The following is a 21239-nucleotide window of genomic DNA, read 5'->3' on the forward strand; positions in this document are numbered from 1 at the left end:
TTATTGTCGAGCGACTTGTATTGCATACCGTTTCTGACTTATCAGGAACAGACAGAGCGCTTGCGACAGCGGAATATCCGGAGAAGGCATCACAAAAAGACACAACCATCTCGGCTGTGTCTTTCTATTCGGTTAAGCTTTGGCGAGCGGAATATCAGAAGCGGAACACTTTGCGGATGTCACGACCTATCTGTAAGGTAACTTCGCTCGTCGGATCTTCGGTGTGACGGTTCTGCCATAATAAACGCAGGGTGTACACCGCATAGGCAATCGTTACGATACCGCCCAATACGCTTTTGTTGGCCAATTTGCTAAGAGCCAATGTACTGAGAGTCGGGAACAGACCGCGAACAAGGCCGATGAAAATCGATTCGCTTTCTGTCTCAAAATGTGCACTGCGAACTTTCGGTGAGAGATATTTTCTATTCATGTCCTGAGTATAGAACAGCTACTGATTCCTGTCAATTGACATATGCCCTCTTTTTCGGCATACTGAATCATGGGAGAAGACCTGCCGGAATCGGCTGTTATTAGGAGGGCTAAGATGAAAAAAAGACTTTGTGTGCTGCTTGCGGCGCTCGGCGGAAGTGTACTGTTGCTCGGAGCTTGCTCGTCCGTCGTGGAGCGTTTTTCGCGTCCGGAGAGCACGGCAGAGAGCCGTGTGACGGAGACAAGCACCGAAGCAGAGCTTCGCGCAAGCGGCAGCAATGCGAGCAGTGCAGCTGCGTTGGAGAGCAGTGAAGAGAGCGGCGCCGCAGAGAGCGAGGGGGTAGCGACTGCCGAGGAGAGCGCTGTCGAAGGCGAGACGAATGCGGCGGGTGAGAGCCTTGCGGCGGGCGAGACACTCGCAGAGGGCGAGAGCCTTGCGGAGGGCGAAAGCCTTGCCGCAGCCGAAGGAGAGACAGAGACGACGGCCGAGACCGCAGTTTCGGAGAGCACGGCCGCGGAGACACAGGCGGTCGCGGTGAATCGCGGCACGCTTACGCGGAGTTTCCGTAGCCTCACGGTAGAGGGCGACAGCCTGAGCCTGGAGCTCTCGGAGAGCATAGACCGCAACTTCCACTTGGACTACGACGGAACGACGCCCTTACAGCTCGAGGACAGAGAGAACGAGACTCTCTATGTGAAGGAAAACGGCGCGGAGGGCAAGGTGCTTCGCATTGCGGTGCCGCGCGGCACTGCGCTCGGGCAGCTGAACATACAGCTCGGTTCGGGCAATTTAAGCCTCACGGGAGTCAGCGCGGAGAGCTTAACGGCGAACTTGTCACTCGGCGATGCGACCTTGCAGAATGTGAGCACAGAGCGCGCGCTGGTAACCCTGAGCGCGGGTTCTCTCCGTGCGGACGCACTGCGGACTTCGGAATTCAAGGCGGATGCGGAGCTTTCGAATTTGAATGTGACCCTCGCGGAGCCGCTCGCTGATTTTGATATCTTAGCGCGCACCGAACTTGGCAGCGTGTACCTGAACGGAGCTGCCGGAGGCACGAAGCTTTTGCAGCGCGCAAACAGCGGCAAGCGCCTCTTGCTTCGCAGCGAACTCGGTGAGATTACGATTAACGGCCTGCAGTGAGCCGAACGAAGAGGCAAAACAGGAAAAGCGGCACACGCAAGCTTGCTTCCCCGAGCGAGCGTAAATTGCATCAAAAAGACCCCGAAGCGGAAGCTTCGGGGTCTTTTGTAATCCGATTCCGGCGTTTTTCCGGAACTTTATTTGTCTTGCTTGCGGGCAGTTCAGCCGCAGTGCGAACAACCGCAGGAGCCGCCGTGGCTGTGACCGCTGCCATGGCTTCCGCAGCCGCAGGAACTCTGTGTGTCGTTTTCCGTGGGAAGCGCACAGGATTCGCCGCGCAGATTCTTCTGTGCCATGGCGAGCATGAGCTTGATGCGGTTTAACTGGTTTACTTCGGACGCGCCCGGGTCGTAGTCGACCGCGATGATGTTCGCATCCGGATAGGAAGCGCGGAGCTGCTTGATCACGCCCTTGCCGACCACATGGTTCGGGAGGCAGCCGAAGGGCTGGGTGCAGACAATGTTCTTCACGCCGCTCTCAATCAGCTCTAACATCTCACCGGTCAGGAACCAGCCTTCACCCGTCATGTTGCCGAGCGAGACAAACTTGGAGCTCATCTCTGCCATGTGGCGAATATCGCCGGGCTCGGTGAAGTGCTTGCTGCGCCGGAGTGCCGCCTTTGCATCTGCGCGGAACCAGTCCATGAGCTTAATTCCCACATTGCAGAGGAAGGCGCCTTTCTTCGAGAAGCCGAGATTCTCTGCCTTAAAGTTCAGGTTATAGAAAGAGTAGTACATGAAGTCGAGAAGATCCGGCATAACCGCTTCGGCGCCCTCGCGCTCCAGAAGGTCCACAATGTGGTTGTTTGCGAGCGGCGAGAACTTAACCAGAATCTCGCCGACCACGCCGACGCGCGGCTTTTTGACCGGGCGGCGGGGCAGTTCGTCAAAGTCTTTCACGATGGCGCGGACGATGCGGCGGTACTCGTTCATGGCCGGGTTCCGCTTGGAGACTGCCTTGGTGCAGATGGCGCGCCACTTCTTGTGGAGCTGCTCCGCGCTGCCCGGCACCTTTTCGTAGGGGCGGGTCGCATAGAGGCAGCGCATCATGACATCGCCGTAGACGGTCGCCTGAATCGCCTTGATGGCCATGGGAATCGTGACCTTAAAGCCCGGATTCTGCTCCATGTTGCCCACATTGACCGAGATGACCGGGATGTGTCCCATGCCCGCTTTCTCGAGGGCACGGCGGATAAAGCCGATGTAGTTCGAAGCGCGGCAGCCGCCGCCGGTTTGGCTCATGAAAATCGCGGTATGGTTTAAGTCGTACTTGCCGGAGAGCAGGGCATCCATGACCTGACCTATCGTGCAGAGCGAGGGGAAGCAGGCGTCGTTGTTCACGTACTTTAATCCCATATCGACCGCGCGGCGGTCATCGTTGTCGAGGAGCACCACGTTATAGCCGAAGGCGGAGATCGCCGGTGCGAGCAGGTCAAAGTGAATCGGCGACATCTGCGGGCAGAGTATCGTATAGTTGTCCTTCTTCATCTGTTTTGTGAAGAGGACGCGGTCGTATGCCGCGGACTTAACCGTTCTCTGGTAGTGCTTCCGGTCGCGGACGCGGAGCGCCGCAATCAGGGAGCGGATGCGGATGCGCGCCGCACCGAGGTTATTGACCTCGTCGATTTTCAGCACCGTATAAATCTTGTCGGAGCCGGTCAGAATATCGGAGACCTGGTCGGTTGTGACCGCATCGAGGCCGCAGCCGAAGGAATTCAGCTGGACCAGATCCAAGACTTCGCTGTTCTTTACATAGCTCGCCGCCGCATAGAGGCGGGAGTGGTACATCCACTGGTCGGAGACCACGACCGGGCGCTCGACCTTGCCGAGGTGGGAGATGCTGTCTTCGGTCAAAACCGCAAGTCCGAAGCCCGCAATCATATCCGGAATGCCGTGATGAATCTCGGGATCGATGTGATAGGGGCGACCCGCAAGGACAATGCCGTGCTTTTTATTCTCTTTGCACCACTGAACGGCGCGCTCGCCCTCGGACTCGACATCCTTCTTGACCTGCAGAAGTTCCGCCCAGCCCGCATGTGCCGCGGCGCGGGTCTCGGCAGCGGGAATTCCGAATTCCTGTTGCATAATCTTCTCGAGCTGGGTACTCAGAATCTTTTCGTTCGTGAACGCCATGAAGGGGCTCAGGAAGCGGATGTGTTCGGTCTCGATTTCTTCGACGTTATTCTTAATGTTCTCGGCGTAGCTTGTGACAATCGGGCAGTTATAGTGGTTGCCCGCGCCGTTTTCCTCATCCCGCTCGTAGGGGATGCAGGGATAGAAGATGGTTTTGACGCCGTTCTTGATGAGCCAGCTCACATGGCCGTGGGTAATCTTTGCGGGATAGCATTCCGACTCCGAGGGGATGGACTCAATGCCGAGCTCGTATATCTTTCTGGTCGAAACCGGAGAGAGTACCACACGGAAGCCGAGTTCACGGAAGAAGACCGCCCAGAACGGGTAGTTCTCGTAGAGATTCAGAACACGGGGGATGCCGATGGTGCCGCGGGGCGCCTCATCCTCCGAGAGGGTCTCTATGTCAAAGAGACGGTGCATCTTGTAATCAAAGAGATTCGGAACTTCCTTCTTCTTGCGATCCAGACCGAGGCCGCGCTCACAGCGGTTGCCCGAGATGAAGCGGCGGCCGCCGCCGAACTGGTTCACGGTGAGCACGCACTTGTTGTTACAACCCTGACAGCGCGTCATGGCGGTCTTATACTGCAGCGCGATGATCTTGTCGAGCGGCAGCATGGTGGTCGTCTGGTTTTCCCAGCGCTCGCGTGCGATCAAGGCCGCGCCGAAGGCACCCATGATGCCGGCAATGTCGGGGCGCACGCACTGACACTCCGCCGTGCGCTCGAAGGCGCGGAGCACAGCGTCATTGTAGAAGGTACCGCCCTGCACCACAATGTGCTTGCCGAGGCTCGAGGCATCGGCAATTTTGATGACCTTAAAGAGCGCGTTCTTGATGACCGAGTAAGCGAGACCGGCCGAGATATCGGCGACGGTTGCGCCCTCCTTCTGCGCCTGTTTGACGTTCGAGTTCATGAAGACCGTACAGCGGGTACCGAGGTCCACGGGATTCTTTGCAAAGAGCGCCTCTTTTGCAAAATCCTGCACGGAGTAGCCGAGCGACTTTGCAAAGGTCTCGATGAAGGAGCCGCAGCCCGCCGAGCAGGCCTCATTTAACTGCACGGAGTCAACGGTGTGATCCTTGATACGGATGCACTTCATATCTTGACCGCCTATGTCAAGAATACAGTCCACGTCGGGCTCAAAAAAGGCAGCGGCATAGTAGTGCGAAATGGTCTCAACCTCGCCCTCGTCAAGCTGGAAGGCAGCCTTTAAGAGCGCCTCGCCGTAGCCGGTCGAGCAGGAGTAGACAATCTCCGCATTCGGATGCATGCGCTTCTGAATCTCTTCGATTGCGCGAATTGCGGTGGTGAGCGGGGAGCCCTCGTTGCTCGAATAGAACTTGTAGAGCAGCTGCCCGTCTTCGCCGATCAGCGCAATTTTGGTGGTCGTGGAGCCCGCGTCGATGCCGAGGAAAATCTTGCCCTCGTAGCTCTCGAAGTCGCCGGACTTGACCGAGTGGCCGGTGTGGCGCGCCTCAAATTCGCGATAGTCTTCTTCGCCTTTGAAGAGCGGGGCCAGTCTCTGCACCTCGTGGTCCATGGAGACACCCTTTTGGAGACGCTCAATCAAATCGTTGATGTCCACGCCCGCTTCCTGTTCGGCACTCATCGCGGAGCCGATGGCCGCGAAGAGATGGGAATTATCCGGGTCGATGATGTACTCGTCCGTGAGTCTCAGGGTGCGGATGAAGGCATTCTTTAATTCGGGCAGGAAGTGGAGCGGGCCGCCGAGAAAGGCGACATGGCCGCGAATCGGCTTTCCGCACGCGAGGCCGGAGATGGTCTGGTTCACGACTGCCTGGAAAATCGAAGCCGCAAGGTCTTCACGGGTTGCGCCCTCGTTGATGAGCGGCTGAATGTCCGACTTCGCAAACACGCCGCAGCGCGCCGCAATCGGGTAAATGGCCTTATAGCTCTTCGCGTAGTCGTTGAGACCCGAGGCATCCGTTTGGAGCAGGGAAGCCATCTGATCGATGAAGGAACCCGTGCCGCCGGCGCAGATGCCGTTCATGCGCTGGTCTATGCCGCCGGTGAAGTAGATGATTTTTGCGTCCTCGCCGCCGAGCTCAATCGCGACATCGGTCTTCGGTGCGATGGCCTTTAAGGCCGTCGCAACCGCAACCACTTCCTGTACGAAGCTCACGTGCAGATGGGTTGCGAGCGTGAGACCGCCGGAACCGGTAATCATCGGTATCAGGTCGAGTTCTCCGAGCTTTTCCTTGGCTGCGATCAGAAGGCGGGCAAGCGTCTCCTGAATGTTCGCAAAATGACGTTGGTAATCCGAGAAGAGCACTTCATTCTTCTCGTCTAAGATGGCAATCTTAACGGTCGTGGAACCGATGTCGATGCCCAGTCTGTATTGTTTTCTATCCATGCTTTACTTTCCTCAAAGTCGTAAAAACGATGCTGTGCAGACGCCACGCGGACGCATGCACAGCGATTATACCATATATAGCGATAAATTCTAGCACAGCACATAGGGAAACACAAGGAGGGGGAACGGGCGTTCCGTTATTTGACAAAGCCCAAATCTTCTTAGATAATAAGTTTATTCTTGACAGGAGGAAGGTACATGAATACCTTAGATCGCCTTGAGAAGCGCTTTGGGCGCTTTGCCATCCCGAATGTGATGCGAATCTTTACTGTAATCTATGCCATAGGCTTGGTGCTTTGGATCATCAATCCGGCGGCCTATGTATTATATCTCGCGCTCAATCCGGTCGCCATTTTGAAGGGGCAGGTTTGGCGTCTGGTCACCTGGCTCTTATTCCCGCCGGGCTACGGACGCAATATCATAGAGACTGTGCTCTACGGCCTCATGGGGCTCTACTTTTACTACTGGGTCGGCGGTATGCTGGAGCGGAGCTGGGGGCGCTTCCGCTTTAACTTCTATCTCTTTCTCGGCATACTGTTTCACATTACGGCAGCCTTCGTCGTCTATTTTGTGATGCACAGCTTTGTGTTGATTACGCCGACCGCGCTGAATTTGTCGCTTTTCCTTGCGTTTGCGCTCACCTACCCCAATCTTCAGATTTATTTCATGGGACTGTTTCCCGTACGTGCGATTTATTTGGCGGTGCTCTATGCGGGAATTGAGCTCTACTATTTCATTATGGGCACTGCGGGCAGCCGGGTTGCGATTTTTCTCTCGCTGCTCAACCTGGGGCTCTATCTTTACTGGGCCGGCGCGCTGAAGCGTCTTCTTGCCGGAAAATTTGGGGGTACGAAGCGGCGGCAGGGCAGTGCGGGTCCCAAGATTATTCCGATGGACAGTGCAAAGCGGAAGAAAGAAGCGGCGCCCGAAAAGACCGCGCGCCATCGCTGTGAGGTCTGCGGGCGCACGGAGCTCACGAACCCGGAACTGGAGTTCCGCTATTGCTCCAAGTGCCAAGGGGATCACGAGTACTGCAACGAGCATTTGAACACGCACACGCATACGGAATCATGAGGCAAGGTATGAAAAAAGAAACATTTTTGACACTGGAACAGGCAAGGGATATTGCGGCGCAGTATCCGACGCCCTTCCATATTTACGACGAGAGAGGCATACGCGAAAACGCTGCCCGCGTGCGAGAGGCCTTTGCCTGGAACAAGGGCTTTCGCGAGTACTTTGCGGTCAAAGCGACCCCGAATCCTTTTTTGTTGAATATCCTTAAGGAGTACGGCTGCGGCGTGGACTGCTCTTCGGAGACCGAGCTCATGATGAGCGATGCCTGCGGTTTTTCGGGAGAGGAGATTATGTTCTCCTCGAACGACACCCCGCCGGGAGAGTTTGCCTTCGCGGCGCGGCTCGGCGGTATCATCAACTTGGACGACATCACCCACATTGAGAGTGTCGAGGCCGAGCTCGGGGGGCTCCCGGAGACCATGAGCTGCCGCTATAATCCGGGCGGTATGTTCGAACTTTCAAACGGCATCATGGATAACCCGGGCGATTCGAAGTACGGTATGACGCCGGCACAGATCACGGAGGCCTTTCGCACGATGAAGGCAAAGGGTGTAAAGCGCTTCGGTCTGCACGCCTTTCTCGCGAGCAATACGACGACGAACGAGTACTACCCGAAGCTTGCGGGCGTTCTCTTTCGCGAGGCGGTGCGCTTAAAAGAGGAGACGGGCGCGGAGATTGCCTTTATCAACCTCTCGGGCGGCGTGGGCGTGCCCTATCGCCCGGAACAGAGTGCCAACGATATCCTGGAAATCGGCAGAGAGGTAAGGCGGGTCTACGAGGAGATTTTGGTTCCCGCGGGACTCGGTGAGGTTGCGATTTATACCGAGATGGGGCGCTTCATGCTGGCTCCCTACGGCGCGCTTGTCACCAAGGCCATTCACGAAAAGCACATCTACAAGGACTATATCGGTGTGGATGCCTGCGCGGTCAATCTGATGCGCCCTGCCATGTACGGCGCTTACCACCACATCACCGTGCTCGGCAAAGAAACCGCGCCGCACGATCATGTCTACGATGTCACGGGTTCCCTCTGCGAGAACAACGACAAGTTCGCAATCGGCAGAGAATTGCCGAAAATTGAGATGGGAGATTATCTCTACATCCATGATACCGGTGCGCATGGGTTTTCGATGGGTTATAACTATAACGGTAAGCTTCGGAGCGCCGAGCTTTTGCTCCGTGAAGACGGTTCCGTGCAGTTAATACGCCGTGCGGAGACTCCGAAGGACTACTTTGCGACCTTCGATTTCTGCGGTCTCATGGACAAGTATCTGAAATAAACGGCAATAAACGGCGCAATCGGAACATCGGAATGCGAGAAGCCCGTAAACACCTTGTTTTGGCTGTTTGCGGGCTCCTTTTTGAAATCATGGGTAAATTCGAGTTATGGGACAAAAAGAGTCGATCATAAGTGCTGCAAACCCTTGCTACAGGGCAGGTTTCCGCTGACATCTCCGTAAAACGCTATGTTCGGAGGACGCGTCGGAAAGCGGGCCATCCGTCTTTCCGGCGGCGTGCTTCGTGTCAAAAGGACGGAGTGCCTATCGTAAAGAGGGCTGCTCGCCGAAAACACGGAGGCATCAGTCCGGATAGGGATGATTCCTAAGCATGCCGGCCGATCGGGGAGGCAGGTGCGCGGCGTCGGAACCGCTCTTTTTGTACTCCCGCCAGAATGGATTTCGGGCAAACAAGACATGAAAAAAGCCTCCGTTACCGGCCGGAGGCTTTTTTCATTAGGGTGGGGTTTCAAAACAAGAGAGAGTACTTCTTGTATGCATTGTTCATTTGTTCTTGTATATATCGCTCTTTGTTGTGGCTTTAGTATAGGTCGAAAGGCGTTTGAATGCTTGAAGTTTGTCGAAAACTATTCTGAATATTCATTGAGGAGTCGTTACGAAATCCTTAAACGACAAAGTTCGCCTTACGCGACAGCTGTGGCAAACTATGGGCGTGGATTTGCATACGGCAAAGCAAACATGCGGAAGCTCGGACGGCAAAGAGAATCCGTAATGACAAAATCGGACTTTGGGACTACAATGAAGACGCGCGAAAGCGCAGGAGGTGTATGATGACAGAAGGACCGAATGTTTATACCGCCTTGTTGGCGCTTGCGATTCTGATCGGAATCGTTCTCATAACACGTTATATTTTGCAGCACGGCAGCCATCAGCACAGCACCGGTTGCAGCGGAAACTGCGGCAGCTGCGGTATGGGCTGTATGTCGAGCTACTCTTCGGAGAAGAAGGACTTTGACCGCATTATGGGCGAGGGAAAGCCGGAAGGCGCGGGCAGCGAGGCGGAATATGTCTGAGCGGCTTATACGGCAGTGCTACCGCGCTGCCGTTCTTTTTTTGGCCTTTTCCTTCCTTTGGATTACGCTCCGGGCCGCGGGATCCCTCTTTGCATTGCCGAAGGCAATCGCGAGCCGCAGTTTTCGGACGGAGAGCGAGTTAGATGCGATGCTGCTCCTCTTTCTTGTGCTGATTCTGCTGTTTCAGCTTCTCTTTTCGCTGGCCCTTGCGGGCGGCGCGCTGGCGAAAGAGACGCAAGGCATCAAGCTTTGCAGCTTTGTCCTGCTCGGCTTTTCACTCTATCTGCTCGCCTGCCTGCGGCCCTATATGCTGCTTGACAACCACTTCACGACTGCCTGGTTTATGACCGGACGCTTTGTGGAGAGTCTCGTGAATTCGCTTGCCAATTTGATTGCGGGTGTGTTTCGGATGAAGATGAGTTGGGATCGCAGCGCGGGCTGGAGAATTGCGGCGGCTCTCTTTTTTCTCTACCCCTTTTATTTGAGTGCGAGCACCTTGGGGCGCAGAAACTTCTTTCCGGTACTCTTGGCCTCCTGGTTGCCGGCCGCGGCCTGGCTCTTGGGGCACAGCTATCTGCTCGGCGCTTGGGTACAGCTTGTCCTCGGGCTCCTCGCGGCAGCGGGTTCCGCATTGATTCTTGTCTGCTTGACAAAGGAACGCACGCTCGGCAGGCGGAAGCCGCCCAAGAAAAAGAAGCCTGTGTTCTCTCTTGCCGTGAGCCGGGAACAGACCTTGTTGCTCGCGGCGGGCTGTCTGTTGCTCTGGATTTTGACCGTTGTAACGGGGCGCATCTCCGGCTTCAGCGATGTGATGAAGCTCTTCTTTGGGAGCAGCGTTTACAACTATCAGGGGAAGCTCTATCAACTGCAAAATCTCGGCGTCGTGCAGGCGCTTGCGATCTCCTATTTTCTGTCTCTCTTGGTGAATCGTGCGCTGTCCCTCGTGGAAGTGAAGATGAACTCGAAGTACGCGGCAAATATCAATGCGGCCTATCTTTTGTTGTTTCAGATTTGGATATTGCCGCTGTTGTCCGGGCTTTTAAACCGGGCTGCCTCGAAGAGTCAGGATGCCGTTTCGGGCGATGCGCTCGCAGAGACCTTATCGCGCCCGCTTCAAAATGTCGCGGCGCTCTTTACGAGCGGCAGCTGGCTCAAGATACTGCCGCTTGCGCTGCTCGCACTGCTGGTCGGCGGGGCGCTGGTCTGGCTGATTGTGAGACTCCCGGCGTTTCGGCTCAGCATCTGGTTTTTTGTCTGGTTCTCGCTCTGCAGCTATGTCTACTGCGTGCTGGGACTCTTTTTCCCGAAGCGGGTCAACAGTACGCTCCTGCTTTTTATCTGCTATCTTCTGAACCGCGCGCTCGAGTGGATTTTAAAGTCCGGCGAGGGCCTACGCCTTGCGGTGCGGCGCCCGTATGCGACGGGAAAGCATTGAAGCGTGGTTCTGCCTTTGCTTATCGGTTTCGATTGCTTCGCAAACGGATCGGGCATCGACTCGAAAGTCTCCGGTATCGGGCATGGCAGAGCGCGGAACGGTGAGGAAAGTAAAACGAGAAGGAGAGTAAAAGCGGTTAAGAGAGGGGGAGAGTCGGGCGCCTTTCAGTGCAGAGCGAACGGGAGCGGTACAGATAAGAGAAAGCGGAAACGGCAACAAAACCGCGAAAATAACGAAACAATGCGGCGAGAGCGCAAAGAAGCGCGCTGCGGCGCAGGGAGCGCCGGAGAGGAGCAAAGGGATGGAAGAAAATCTTCGCTGGGAAAAATTGGAAGATAAAATCATACGAAAGGACCGCTGGATCGATTTTCGGGAGGCAACATACCGCCTGCCGAACGGCATCGAGATTGCGCCCTTTTATCATTACAGCGGGAGAGACTTTGTCGTGATTGCGGCCAGGGATACCGAGGGCAAGTACATCTGTGTGCGGCAGTACCGCGTGGGCATCGATGCGGTCACGACGGAATTTCCGGCGGGCGGCATTGAGCGAGGCGAGTCCGCATTGGAGGCCGCAAAGCGTGAACTTCTCGAGGAGACCGGGGCGGTTGCGGAGCGCTGGACAGAGCTTGGGAGCTTTTTTGCGAATCCGACCATGGGTACGAGCCGGGCGCACTGCTTTCTCGCGGAGGGCTGCCGCGTGGTTTCCGCACAGGAACTCGACGAGAGTGAGTGTGTGGTCTATGTGAGACTCGGCGAAGAGGAACTTCGTCGCGCCATGGAGGACGGCAGCTTTGCGCAGGCGGTGCACATTGCGCTCTACTATAAGGCGCGAGAGGCGAAGGAAGGAAAGTGAAATCGCGGAAGCGAGCAATCAAAAACAGCCGGGCATAGGCCCGGCTGTTTTTGTCTTGCGGTTTCAATTACTTCTTCTCGCGAAGCGCGTCGCGAATCTCGGTGAGCAGGATTTCTTCCTTGCTCGGCTTCGGCTCCTCCGCCGGAGCCTCTTCCTTCTTCTTGTTGACCGCGTTTGCCGCCTTTACGATGCAGAAGACTGCGAGTGCGATGAAGAAGAAGTTCAGGACGTTCTGCAGGAATGCGCCGTAAGCAAGCGAGACAGCCTCACCGCCGAGCGGGTTCTTGATGGTCAGCGCGAGCGTCGCAATGTTGATCTGGCCGAGAATCATGCCGATCAGCGGCATGATGATGTCATCCACCAGCGACTTGACAATCGTGCTGAACGCACCGCCGATAATCACACCGACTGCCAGATCAAGGACATTGCCCTTCAGCGCGAACTCCTTGAACTCTTTCATAAATCCTTTCATGAGTACCCCCTTACACAAAGCAATAATAGCAACAATTGCTGTTTTCGGACTTAGTATAGCAGTGTGCCGCGAAAATGAAAAATAGAATGTTGCGCCGGAAAAAGCCTGTTTTATGGTATAATCGACCAGAAAACAGCGATAAAAAGGGAGGAGCAAGCATGCAGGCAGTGATAATGGCGGGCGGCAAGGGAAGCCGGCTCGCGGCGCTCACCAGAGATGAGATTCCGAAGCCCATGGCCCCGTTTCTCGGGAAGCCCCTACTCGAATGGCAGCTCGAAGAGCTGAAGCGCTACGGCATACGACGTGTCACCCTTGTGGTCGGGCATCTGAAGGAGAAAATTATCTCCTATTTCGGCGACGGCGCTTCGCGCGACATGGAGCTAGACTATGTCGAAGAGACCGAGCCGCTCGGCACGGCAGGGGCGTTTCCGCTCCTTCTGCCTAAAATCGAGAGCGCGCACTTCCTGCTCCTCTTCGGCGATATCCGCTTTGACATCGATATCGCGCGGATGGAGCGCTTCTTCCTCGAGAAGCGGGCGGAGTGCCTGCTCTTTGCGCACCCGAATTCCCATCCCTACGACTCGGATCTCATTGTGACCGATGCGGAGAACCGCGTCACGGGCTTTGATTCCAAGCACAATGTGCGGACGGGCTGGCAGGACAATCTTGTAAATGCCGGCATCTACCTGCTCTCGCGGGATATGCTGCGCCGCGTCCCGGAAGTGAAAAAAACGGACTTCGAGAAGGAGATTTTGGCCCCCATGGCAGCGCGCGGCGAGGCGATTTACGCTTACCGTTCTCCGGAGTACGTAAAGGATGTCGGCACGGTGGAGCGCATACAGGCGGCCGAGGAAGAGTGGAAGTCCGGTTTCCCTGCAAAGCGGAACTTAGCGTTTCCGCAGCGCGCGGTCTTTCTTGACCGGGACGGCGTCATCAACCGCTACAACGGCTTCGTGAGAACGCCGGAAGAATTGGAACTCCTGCCGGAAGCGGCGGAGGGCTTAAAGCGCTTAAACAGCTCGGAATATCTCACGATTGTCGTGAGCAATCAGCCCGTCGTTGCACGCGGGGAGACGAGTGAGGCGGAGCTCGAGACCATCTTCAACAAGATGAAGACCTTGCTCGGACGGGAGGGGGCCTTCGTGGACGATGTCTTCTACTGCCCGCATCACCCGGACAGCGGCTTCCCGGGCGAGGTGAAGGAATTGAAGATTGACTGCGACTGCCGAAAGCCGAAGACGGGTATGCTCCTACGCGCCGCGGAGCGCTACCACTTGGATCTCTCCGCCTGCTGTCTGATCGGCGATACGACCGGCGATATACAGTGCGGAAAAAATGCGGGCGTGAGAACCGTGTTGGTGCGGACCGGTGAAGCGGGGAAGGACGGCAAGTATGACGCAGTGCCGGATCTCGTTGCGGAGAATCTCGCGGATGCGGCTGCAAAAATACTCGGTGAGCGCTGATTTCGCTGGAGTGCGCGGACGTTTCGTGATACAGTAGATAAGGAAGAAAGTAAGACGATGGAGGGAGAGAGTATGGCGAGCAGAGAGTATTCACGGCCGATTGCGGAAGCAATCGATAACTACTTGATTGAGAACGACTGGAGCATTTCGTTTGACGAGGAGTCCGGTGTGTTTCGCTTCGGTCTTTCGATTGACGGAAAGCTAAAGCAGATTCGCTACGTCATCGTGGTCAATGAGCAGTCTTATACGTCCTATGCGATTTCGCCGATCGGCGCCGACAAGGACGATGCGCGCATCATGAAGGAGATGGCGGAGTTTACCTGCCGCGCGAACTACAATTTAAAGCTCGGAAACTTTGAGCTTGACATGCGGGACGGTGAGGTGCGCTTTAAGGTGCACACGGACTGCACGGGTATGGTTCCGAACCGCGACATCATCGACAACAGCATTTCCTGCGCAGCGGCTATGTTCGAGCGCTACGGCACGGCGGTTGCGGGCATTGTCTTTAACGACGAGACGGCGGAGAAGGCTGTCGAGAAGTGCGAAGAGGACATGTAATCGAAGAGGAGCTGTAATCAAAGAAGAACGGCCGCGGCCGTTCTTCTTTTTGTGTGATAGAGTGATAGGGCAAAAAGGCGCGGTGAAAAAAACGCAGCGCCGGCAGATTTTTGCCGGCTTTACGCGCTCAGGGCGCAATCCAGAGGCCGCTCGCGCCGCAGGGAAGGGTGAGCCCGTTCCCGCTGACCGGAAGCCCCAGTTCCTCGGCGGCAATTTTTCCGCCGAAGCGCGGCACAATCAAATCGCCGAGGAGGTAGGAGAGCACCGAAGCCTGTAAGCCCGTTGTGTAGGAGCTGATCAGGAAGAAGAGCGGCGTGTCGGAGAGCAGGGAGACACAGTCCGTCAAGAGTTCGTAGAGCGTGTCCTCGAGCTTCCAGAGCTCGCCGTTCGGGCCGCGTCCGTAGGAGGGCGGATCCATGATGATGGCGTCGTAGCGGCGACCGCGCCGAAGCTCCCGCTGTACGAATTTTCCGCAGTCATCGACGAGCCAGCGTATCGGTGCTGCCGAGAGGCCGGAGGACTCCGCATTTTCCTTGGCCCAGGCGACCATGCCCTTGCTCGCGTCGACATGGGTCACTTCCGCGCCCGCAGCCGCTGCGGCGAGCGTCGCGCCGCCGGTATAGGCAAAGAGATTTAAGATGCGCGCGGGACGTCCTTCCTTTGCGGCGCGGTTAATAATGGAAGAAAAGCGGTCCCAGTTCGCGGCCTGCTCGGGAAAGAGGCCCGTGTGCTTAAAGCGGAAGGGTTTCAGTTGAAAACGGAGCGTACTTGTGCGGGGATTCACAAGGGACTCGGGAAGCGCATAGGAGATATCCCACTGCTTCGGAAGCGAAAAAAACTCCCAGTCGCCGCCGCCGCGGTTGCTTCTGTGATAGTGGGCGTCGGGCTTACGCCAATGCGGGTCCTTCTTGTCGCTGCGCCAAATAACCTGCGGGTCCGGGCGCACCAAAAAATAATCTCCCCAGCGCTCCAGCTTTTCGCCTCCGGCGCAGTCCAAAACCTCATAGTCTCTCCAGCGATCGGCTCTCAGCATAGCAGCCTCCTCTCTCATGCAAGTGTACGGGTCTAGTCTAGCAAAGGGAGCGGGGCGCTTCAAGGCGCTTTCTTGCAACTTTCTTGTGTTTTTATGAAAAGCTTTCAAGAATTGCGCCTTCGTGCTAGAATAATGAGAAATCACCAGAAGATGACTTACAGCGGAGGATGGTCCAATGAGAAGAAAGAAGATGGCGCTTGCGCTTCTTGCGACGGCTAGCATTGTGCTTGTGACTGCTTGCGGCAGGAAGAAAAACAGCGATACCACTGCGGCGGAGTCTGCGAGCAGTGCGGTGGAGAGCGTGACAGAGACGGCTTCCGGCGAGAGCACGGACCCGGGTGATGAGAATGTCGTTTACGATACCCTTTCCCCGGAGGAGCAGGCTTCGATTGAGGCTTCCGAGGCGGCGGAAGAAGCAGAGGAGAATGTAGAGGAAGCCGAGGAGGAGACCGAGGCAAAGGTTGCGGAGACCAAGTCTCAGGCGAAGGCGACCCGGCAGACCTATCCGAGCCAGATTTTCCACGAGGGCGAGGATACCACCGAGGCACCGGAGACGGACAGTGCGGATGATTCCGGTCCGACCGGTAAGGTGACCAAGATCAAAAAGAACAAGGCGGGCAATTACGTGAAGCCGGAGAGCACCAGCAGAGCGGTGGAACCGCCGTCGGATGCGACCATGCCGGAGAGCGGACACTGAGCCGAATTGTTTCTAAAAAAGAGCTGTGCTTTTGCTTGCACAGCTCTTTCTTTTGTGTTAAGCTATATGGCGCTGTGACATGATAGCTGTGAAGCGAGAGGTTGCTGTCTCGAAAGAGCAGGAGTTCCGCGGAGCGAATGTCAAGTCTCGATACTGACGACAAGTCACTGTACAAACGAAGAGCGCCGTATTTCGAAAGAGAGAAGGCCTGCCATGGGTGTTTCGAAGGACACGCCCGGCACTGTGTACAGTCACCGCTTGTCGTACTTTCAAAAAAAGTGCGAAAAGGAGGCGACTTTTTTTATGGCAAATCAGGTAATGAGAATCACGTTGAAGGCGTATGATCACAAGCTGGTTGATCAGTCTGCCGGAAAGATTGTCGACACGGTGAAGAGAACGGGAGCAAAGGTCTCCGGTCCGATTCCGATGCCGACCAAGAAGGAAGTGGTTACAATTCTCCGTGCGGTTCACAAGTATAAGGACAGCCGTGAGCAGTTCGAGCAGAGAACGCATAAGAGACTCATCGACGTTCTCGCACCGACGGACAAGACGGTCGATGCACTGTCTCGTCTCGAAATGCCGGCGGGCGTTCACATTGATATCCGCATGAAGACAAAATAATATCCTGCTCTAGTATGAGCGCCTCGGCGCTCCGCTGTAGGATAAACAGGAGGAAGAAATGAAAAAGGCAATTCTTGCAACAAAGGTCGGTATGACCCAGGTCTACAACGAGACCGGCGTACTGGTGCCGGTTACGGTGCTCCAGGCAGGCCCCTGCGTCGTGACTCGCGTGAAGAGCGAGGAGAGCGACGGCTACAACGCGATTCAGGTCGCGTACGGACAGATTCGCACGAAGCTTGTCAACAAGCCGGATGCGGGTCAGCTCGTGAAGGCAGGCATTGAGAAGGAAGTTGTGACGCGCGGCGAGCACAAGAGAGAGGTCTTCTCCGCAGGACGTTTCCTCAGAGAGTTCCGCTTCGAGAACGCTTCCGAGTACAATGTGAAGGATGTCATCAAGGCGGATATCTTTGCAGCGGGCGATAAGGTCGATGCGACGGCTGTCTCCAAGGGTAAGGGCTTCCAGGGCGCAATCAAGAAGCACGGTCAGCACCGCGGACCGATGGCGCACGGTTCCAAGTTCCACAGACACCAGGGTTCCAACGGTTCCTCTTCGGATCCGAGCCGCGTGTTCAAGGGCAAGGGAATGCCGGGTCACATGGGTCATGTGACGGTCACGACGCAGAACCTTGAAGTCGTGAGAGTCGACGCTGAGAACAACCTCATTCTGGTCAAGGGTGCAATCCCGGGTTCCAGAAAGGCTCTGGTCACGCTTCGCGAGACGGTTAAGAGCAAGAAGTAATTTCGAGAGGAAAGGAGGAACGCAAGATGGCAAACGTATCTGTTTACAACACCGACGGCAAAGAAGTCGGAACGATTGAATTGAATGACGCTGTGTTCGGCGTAGAGCTGAACGAGCATCTTGTACATTTGGCTGTGGTTGCACAGCTCGCCAATAAGCGCCAGGGCACGCAGAAGGCGAAGACCCGCTCCGAGGTTTCCGGAGGCGGCAGAAAGCCGTGGAGACAGAAGGGTACCGGTCACGCAAGACAGGGCTCCACGAGATCTCCGCAGTGGAAGGGCGGCGGCGTTGTATTTGCACCGAGCCCGAGAGATTACACCATCACCCTGAACAAGAAGGAGAAGCGCCAGGCACTTCGCTGCGCACTCTCGAGCCGCGTTCAGGAGCAGAAGCTCATCGTCCTCGAGAGCTTTGAGCTCAGCGAGATCAAGACGAAGAAGATGGCAGAGACCCTGAAGAACCTGAAGGTTCAGAAGGCATTGGTTGTCGCGCCGGAGAATGATAAGACCACGGTTCTCTCCGCGAGAAACATTGCCGGTGTCAAGACGGCTTCTCCGAAGACCATCAACGTGTACGACATTCTGAAGTACAACACGGTGGTTACGTCGAAGGATGTTGTCGCTACGATTGAGGAGGTATACGCGTAATGGCAAGCATTCAGTACTATGATGTAATCCTCAAGCCGCTGGTCACCGAGAAGAGCATGGCGGGCATGGCAGAGAAGAGATACTGCTTCCTGGTTCATCCGGAAGCAAACAAGACGATGATCAAGGAAGCGGTGGAGAAGATGTTCGCAGGCGCTAAGGTTAAGAGCGTCAACACGATGAACCGCCCGACCAAGACCAAGCGCAGAGGCGTGACCTTCGGTCAGACTGCAAAGAGCAAGAAGGCGATTGTGCAGCTCACCGCGGACTCCAAGGAGATCGAGATCTTCCAGGGTCTGTAAAGCCTCAAACTATGCGGTGTGAATCCGCGATAACAAACTAAAGGAGAAGACAATGGGAATTAGAAAGTATACCGCGTATACTCCGTCCAGAAGAAACATGACGGGTTCCGATTTCGCAGAGATCACGAAATCCACGCCGGAGAAGTCCCTGGTCGTGAGCCTGAAGAAGCATGCAGGACGCAATGCGCAGGGTAAGATTACGGTCAGACACAGAGGCGGCGGCGCAAGAAGAAAGTACAGAATCATCGATTTCAAGAGAAATTCGAAGGACAACATCCCGGCAAAGGTTGTTGCGATCGAGTACGATCCGAACAGAACGGCTAACATCGCCCTTCTCTGCTATGCAGACGGCGTGAAGTCCTACATCCTGGCTCCGCAGGGTCTTGCGGTCGGCCAGACCGTGATGAGCGGCGACAAGGCTGAGGCGAGAGTGGGCAACTGCCTTCCGCTTGCACTCATTCCGGTCGGTTCCGAGATTCACAACATCGAGCTTTACCCGGGCAAGGGCGCACAGCTTGCACGCGCTGCAGGCATCACCGCTCAGCTCATGGCAAAGGAAGGCAAGTACGCAACGCTTCGTCTCCCGTCCGGCGAGATGAGAATGGTGCCGATCAACTGCCGCGCAACGATGGGCAGCGTCGGAAACGGCGAGCACAACCTCATCAACCTCGGTAAGGCAGGAAGAAAGCGCCACATGGGCATTCGCCCGACGGTCCGCGGTTCGGTCATGAACCCGAACGATCACCCGCACGGCGGTGGTGAGGGCAGAGCGCCGATCGGCCGCCCGGGTCCGTGCACACCTTGGGGCAAGCCGGCGCTGGGCCTCAAGACCAGAAAGAAGAACAAGCAATCCAATAAGCTGATTGTCAGAAGAAGAAACGGCAAGGCCTAATTAAGGGAGGATACAGATGGCACGTTCACTGAAGAAAGGACCCTTCGCAGACGAGAGCCTGCTCAAGAAGGTCGAAGAAATGAACAAATCCGGCCAGAAGACGGTTATCAAGACCTGGTCCCGCCGCTCCACGATCTTCCCGGCTATGGTCGGTCTTACGATCGCGGTTCACGACGGTAGAAAGCATGTTCCGGTCTACATCACCGAGGACATGGTCGGACACAAGCTCGGCGAGTTCGTTGCGACGCGCACCTACAGAGGTCACGGCGCAGACGAGAAGAAGGTCGGGTCGCCCAGATAATAAGAAAGGTTTGAAAGGAGGGTTTCAACATGGCTAACGTACACAAGAAAGTACATAGATCCCAGTTTAAGAGAGAGAGAAACGCACAGAACGACAAGAGACCGTCTGCAAAGCTTTCTTATGCGAGAATCCCGGTACAGAAGGCATGCTTCGTACTGGACGCAATCAGAGGCAAAGACGTGAAGACGGCGCTCGGCATCCTGGCTTACAATCCCAGATATGCTTCCGGCGTCATTAAGAAGCTCGTGGAGTCCGCAATCGCGAACGCAGAGAACAACAACAACCTGCAGGCAGACAAGCTCTACATCGCAGAGTGCTATGCAGGCAACGGCCCCATCATGAAGAGAGTCCAGCCGAGAGCGCAGGGCAGAGCCTACAGAATCTTCAAGAGAATGAGCCACATCACGGTTGTTCTGGACGAGAGATGAGGAGGTAGAGAATGGGACAGAAGGTTAACCCGCACGGCCTTAGAGTCGGCGTGATCAAAGACTGGGACTCCAGATGGTTCGCAGAGGGAGACTTCGCGGACAACTTAGTCGAGGACTACAACATCCGGAAGTTCCTGAAGAAGAAACTCTATGCCTCCGGCGTGAGCGGCATCGAGATCGAGCGCGCAGCGGACAGAGTCCGCGTGATCATTCACACCGCGAAGCCGGGCGTTGTCATCGGCAAGCAGGGCGCTGAGATCGAGAAGCTGAAGAAGGAAGTTGCGAAGCTCACCGAGAAGAAGGTCTTCATCGACATCAAGGAGATCAAGAGACCGGACAGAGAGGCACAGCTCGTCGCAGAGAACATCGCACAGCAGCTTGAGAACAGAACCTCTTTCCGCCGCGCGATGAAGTCCGCAATGCAGAGAAGCATGAAGTCGGGCATCCTCGGCATCAAGACTTGCTGCTCCGGCCGTCTCGGCGGTGCGGATATCGCAAGAAGCGAGTTCTACTCGGAAGGCACCATTCCGCTGCAGACCCTGCGCGCGGACATCGACTACGGCTTCGCCGAGGCAGACACGACCTACGGTAAGGTCGGCGTCAAGGTCTGGATTTACAAGGGCGAGGTTCTGCCGGCAAAGGCTGAGACCAGAGAAGGGAGCGCGAAATAAACTATGTTAATGCCTAAGAGAGTCAAGCACAGAAAGCAGTTCCGCGGTTCCATGGCCGGAAAAGCGATGCGCGGAAACAGAATCACAAACGGCTCCTTCGGTCTTGTTGCTCAGGAACCCTGCTGGATCCGGAGCAATCAGATTGAGGCAGCCCGTGTCGCACTGACCCGTTATACCAAGCGTGGCGGTAAGGTTTGGATCAAGATTTTCCCGGATAAGCCCGTCACCGCAAAGCCGGCTGAGACCCGAATGGGTTCCGGTAAGGGCTCCACGGAGTACTGGGTGGCTGTTGTCAAGCCCGGACGCGTTCTCTTTGAGATCGACGGCGTCGCAGAGGCTGATGCAAGAGAGGCACTGCGCCTCGCAATGCACAAGCTTCCGTGCAAGTGCAAGATTGCTTCCAAGGAAGAGGTCAACGCAGGCGTGGACGGAGTTTCCGCAGTGACTGCAGAAGGCGGTGAACAGAGTGAAAACGAATAAGTATGTCGAAGAGTTAAGAGCGAAGAGTGCAGCTGAGCTGAGAGAGGCATTGGTCTCTGCGAAGAAGGAGCTTTTCAACCTCAGATTCCAGAATGCCACCAGCCAGCTGGATAACACTGCGAGAATCAGCGAGGTTCGCAAGAACATCGCGAGAATCCAGACCGTTATCACGGAACAGGCGAGAGCGTGA

The 21239-nt window shown here is 55.9% G+C and carries 23 protein-coding genes; 19 read left to right on the plus strand and 4 right to left on the minus strand.

What is annotated here, in order from left to right:
* Positions 1–154 precede the first annotated feature (154 nt).
* Positions 155–430 carry a hypothetical protein gene (locus QU660_RS01215; RefSeq protein ID WP_304946534.1) on the minus strand — a complete coding sequence of 92 codons (276 nt, stop codon included), beginning with the start codon at positions 428–430 and terminating at the stop codon, positions 155–157.
* A 114-nt stretch (positions 431–544) separates the two neighbouring features.
* On the opposite strand from QU660_RS01215, the gene QU660_RS01220 reads away from it, so the two are divergent.
* On the plus strand, positions 545–1570 hold the full coding sequence (locus tag QU660_RS01220; protein ID WP_304946535.1) for a DUF4097 family beta strand repeat-containing protein: 1026 nt from the start codon (positions 545–547) through the stop codon (positions 1568–1570).
* Positions 1571–1731: 161 nt separating this feature from the next.
* Here the strand turns inward: QU660_RS01220 and QU660_RS01225 are convergent, their stop codons facing one another.
* Positions 1732–6075, minus strand: coding sequence for a 2-hydroxyacyl-CoA dehydratase (locus tag QU660_RS01225; RefSeq protein ID WP_304946536.1), 4344 nt, complete (start codon positions 6073–6075; stop codon positions 1732–1734).
* A 198-nt stretch (positions 6076–6273) separates the two neighbouring features.
* Here QU660_RS01225 and QU660_RS01230 point away from each other — a divergent pair, with 198 nt between their 5' ends.
* The 5 genes from QU660_RS01230 (at position 6274) to QU660_RS01250 (ending at position 11748) form a co-directional block, all read left to right on the plus strand.
* Positions 6274–7149, plus strand: coding sequence for a hypothetical protein (locus QU660_RS01230; RefSeq protein WP_304946537.1), 876 nt, complete (start codon positions 6274–6276; stop codon positions 7147–7149).
* Positions 7150–7157: 8 nt separating this feature from the next.
* A complete protein-coding gene (locus QU660_RS01235) occupies positions 7158–8429 on the plus strand; it encodes a diaminopimelate decarboxylase (protein WP_304946538.1) in 1272 nt (423 codons plus the stop codon).
* Between the two features lie 785 nt (positions 8430–9214).
* On the plus strand, positions 9215–9460 hold the full coding sequence (locus QU660_RS01240) for a hypothetical protein (RefSeq protein ID WP_304946539.1): 246 nt from the start codon (positions 9215–9217) through the stop codon (positions 9458–9460).
* On the plus strand, positions 9453–10895 hold the full coding sequence (locus QU660_RS01245) for a hypothetical protein (protein ID WP_304946540.1): 1443 nt from the start codon (positions 9453–9455) through the stop codon (positions 10893–10895). The genes QU660_RS01240 and QU660_RS01245 overlap by 8 nt, the downstream gene beginning before the upstream one ends.
* 301 nt (positions 10896–11196) lie before the next feature.
* Positions 11197–11748 carry an NUDIX hydrolase gene (locus tag QU660_RS01250; protein WP_304946541.1) on the plus strand — a complete coding sequence of 184 codons (552 nt, stop codon included), beginning with the start codon at positions 11197–11199 and terminating at the stop codon, positions 11746–11748.
* A gap of 67 nt (positions 11749–11815) precedes the next feature.
* Here QU660_RS01250 and mscL read toward each other — a convergent pair whose 3' ends face one another.
* Positions 11816–12220: a large-conductance mechanosensitive channel protein MscL gene (mscL, locus tag QU660_RS01255; RefSeq protein ID WP_304946542.1), complete on the minus strand. Its 405-nt coding sequence runs from the start codon at positions 12218–12220 to the stop codon at positions 11816–11818.
* A gap of 158 nt (positions 12221–12378) precedes the next feature.
* Between mscL and QU660_RS01260 the strand changes: the two genes are divergently transcribed.
* Both QU660_RS01260 and QU660_RS01265 read left to right on the plus strand, forming a co-directional pair.
* Entirely contained in the window at positions 12379–13683 is a 1305-nt protein-coding gene (locus tag QU660_RS01260; protein ID WP_304946543.1) for an HAD-IIIA family hydrolase, read from the plus strand.
* Positions 13684–13755: 72 nt separating this feature from the next.
* Entirely contained in the window at positions 13756–14241 is a 486-nt protein-coding gene (locus tag QU660_RS01265) for a YbjN domain-containing protein (RefSeq protein ID WP_304946544.1), read from the plus strand.
* A gap of 127 nt (positions 14242–14368) precedes the next feature.
* Here the strand turns inward: QU660_RS01265 and QU660_RS01270 are convergent, their stop codons facing one another.
* Complete coding sequence (locus QU660_RS01270; protein ID WP_304946545.1) at positions 14369–15274, minus strand: class I SAM-dependent methyltransferase; 906 nt, start codon at positions 15272–15274, stop codon at positions 14369–14371.
* A 175-nt stretch (positions 15275–15449) separates the two neighbouring features.
* Between QU660_RS01270 and QU660_RS01275 the strand changes: the two genes are divergently transcribed.
* The 11 genes from QU660_RS01275 to rpmC all read left to right on the plus strand — a co-directional run bounded on the left by QU660_RS01275 (position 15450) and on the right by rpmC (position 21239).
* Positions 15450–15971, plus strand: a complete 522-nt coding sequence (locus QU660_RS01275) for a hypothetical protein (RefSeq protein WP_304946546.1) — start codon at positions 15450–15452, stop codon at positions 15969–15971.
* A gap of 303 nt (positions 15972–16274) precedes the next feature.
* On the plus strand, positions 16275–16592 hold the full coding sequence (rpsJ, locus tag QU660_RS01280; protein WP_304946547.1) for a 30S ribosomal protein S10: 318 nt from the start codon (positions 16275–16277) through the stop codon (positions 16590–16592).
* A gap of 58 nt (positions 16593–16650) precedes the next feature.
* A complete protein-coding gene (rplC, locus tag QU660_RS01285) occupies positions 16651–17331 on the plus strand; it encodes a 50S ribosomal protein L3 (RefSeq protein ID WP_304946548.1) in 681 nt (226 codons plus the stop codon).
* A 26-nt stretch (positions 17332–17357) separates the two neighbouring features.
* Positions 17358–17978, plus strand: coding sequence for a 50S ribosomal protein L4 (gene rplD, locus QU660_RS01290; protein ID WP_304946549.1), 621 nt, complete (start codon positions 17358–17360; stop codon positions 17976–17978).
* The gene (gene rplW, locus QU660_RS01295) at positions 17978–18277 is read left to right on the plus strand and encodes a 50S ribosomal protein L23 (protein WP_304946550.1); all 300 of its coding nucleotides are present in this window, start codon (positions 17978–17980) and stop codon (positions 18275–18277) included. Before rplD ends, rplW begins: the two co-directional genes overlap by 1 nt.
* Before the next feature lie 52 nt (positions 18278–18329).
* The gene (rplB, locus tag QU660_RS01300; protein WP_304946551.1) at positions 18330–19169 is read left to right on the plus strand and encodes a 50S ribosomal protein L2; all 840 of its coding nucleotides are present in this window, start codon (positions 18330–18332) and stop codon (positions 19167–19169) included.
* 16 nt (positions 19170–19185) lie between these two features.
* On the plus strand, positions 19186–19470 hold the full coding sequence (gene rpsS, locus QU660_RS01305) for a 30S ribosomal protein S19 (RefSeq protein ID WP_009532641.1): 285 nt from the start codon (positions 19186–19188) through the stop codon (positions 19468–19470).
* 29 nt (positions 19471–19499) lie between these two features.
* Positions 19500–19898, plus strand: coding sequence for a 50S ribosomal protein L22 (gene rplV / locus QU660_RS01310; protein ID WP_304946552.1), 399 nt, complete (start codon positions 19500–19502; stop codon positions 19896–19898).
* A gap of 11 nt (positions 19899–19909) precedes the next feature.
* Positions 19910–20569, plus strand: a complete 660-nt coding sequence (rpsC, locus tag QU660_RS01315; protein WP_304946553.1) for a 30S ribosomal protein S3 — start codon at positions 19910–19912, stop codon at positions 20567–20569.
* Between the two features lie 3 nt (positions 20570–20572).
* The gene (gene rplP, locus QU660_RS01320) at positions 20573–21049 is read left to right on the plus strand and encodes a 50S ribosomal protein L16 (protein WP_009532638.1); all 477 of its coding nucleotides are present in this window, start codon (positions 20573–20575) and stop codon (positions 21047–21049) included.
* On the plus strand, positions 21036–21239 hold the full coding sequence (gene rpmC, locus QU660_RS01325) for a 50S ribosomal protein L29 (RefSeq protein ID WP_009532637.1): 204 nt from the start codon (positions 21036–21038) through the stop codon (positions 21237–21239). The genes rplP and rpmC overlap by 14 nt, the downstream gene beginning before the upstream one ends.

The sequence above is a fragment of the Stomatobaculum sp. F0698 genome (assembly GCF_030644385.1).
In the GTDB taxonomy this organism is placed as follows: domain Bacteria; phylum Bacillota; class Clostridia; order Lachnospirales; family Lachnospiraceae; genus Moryella.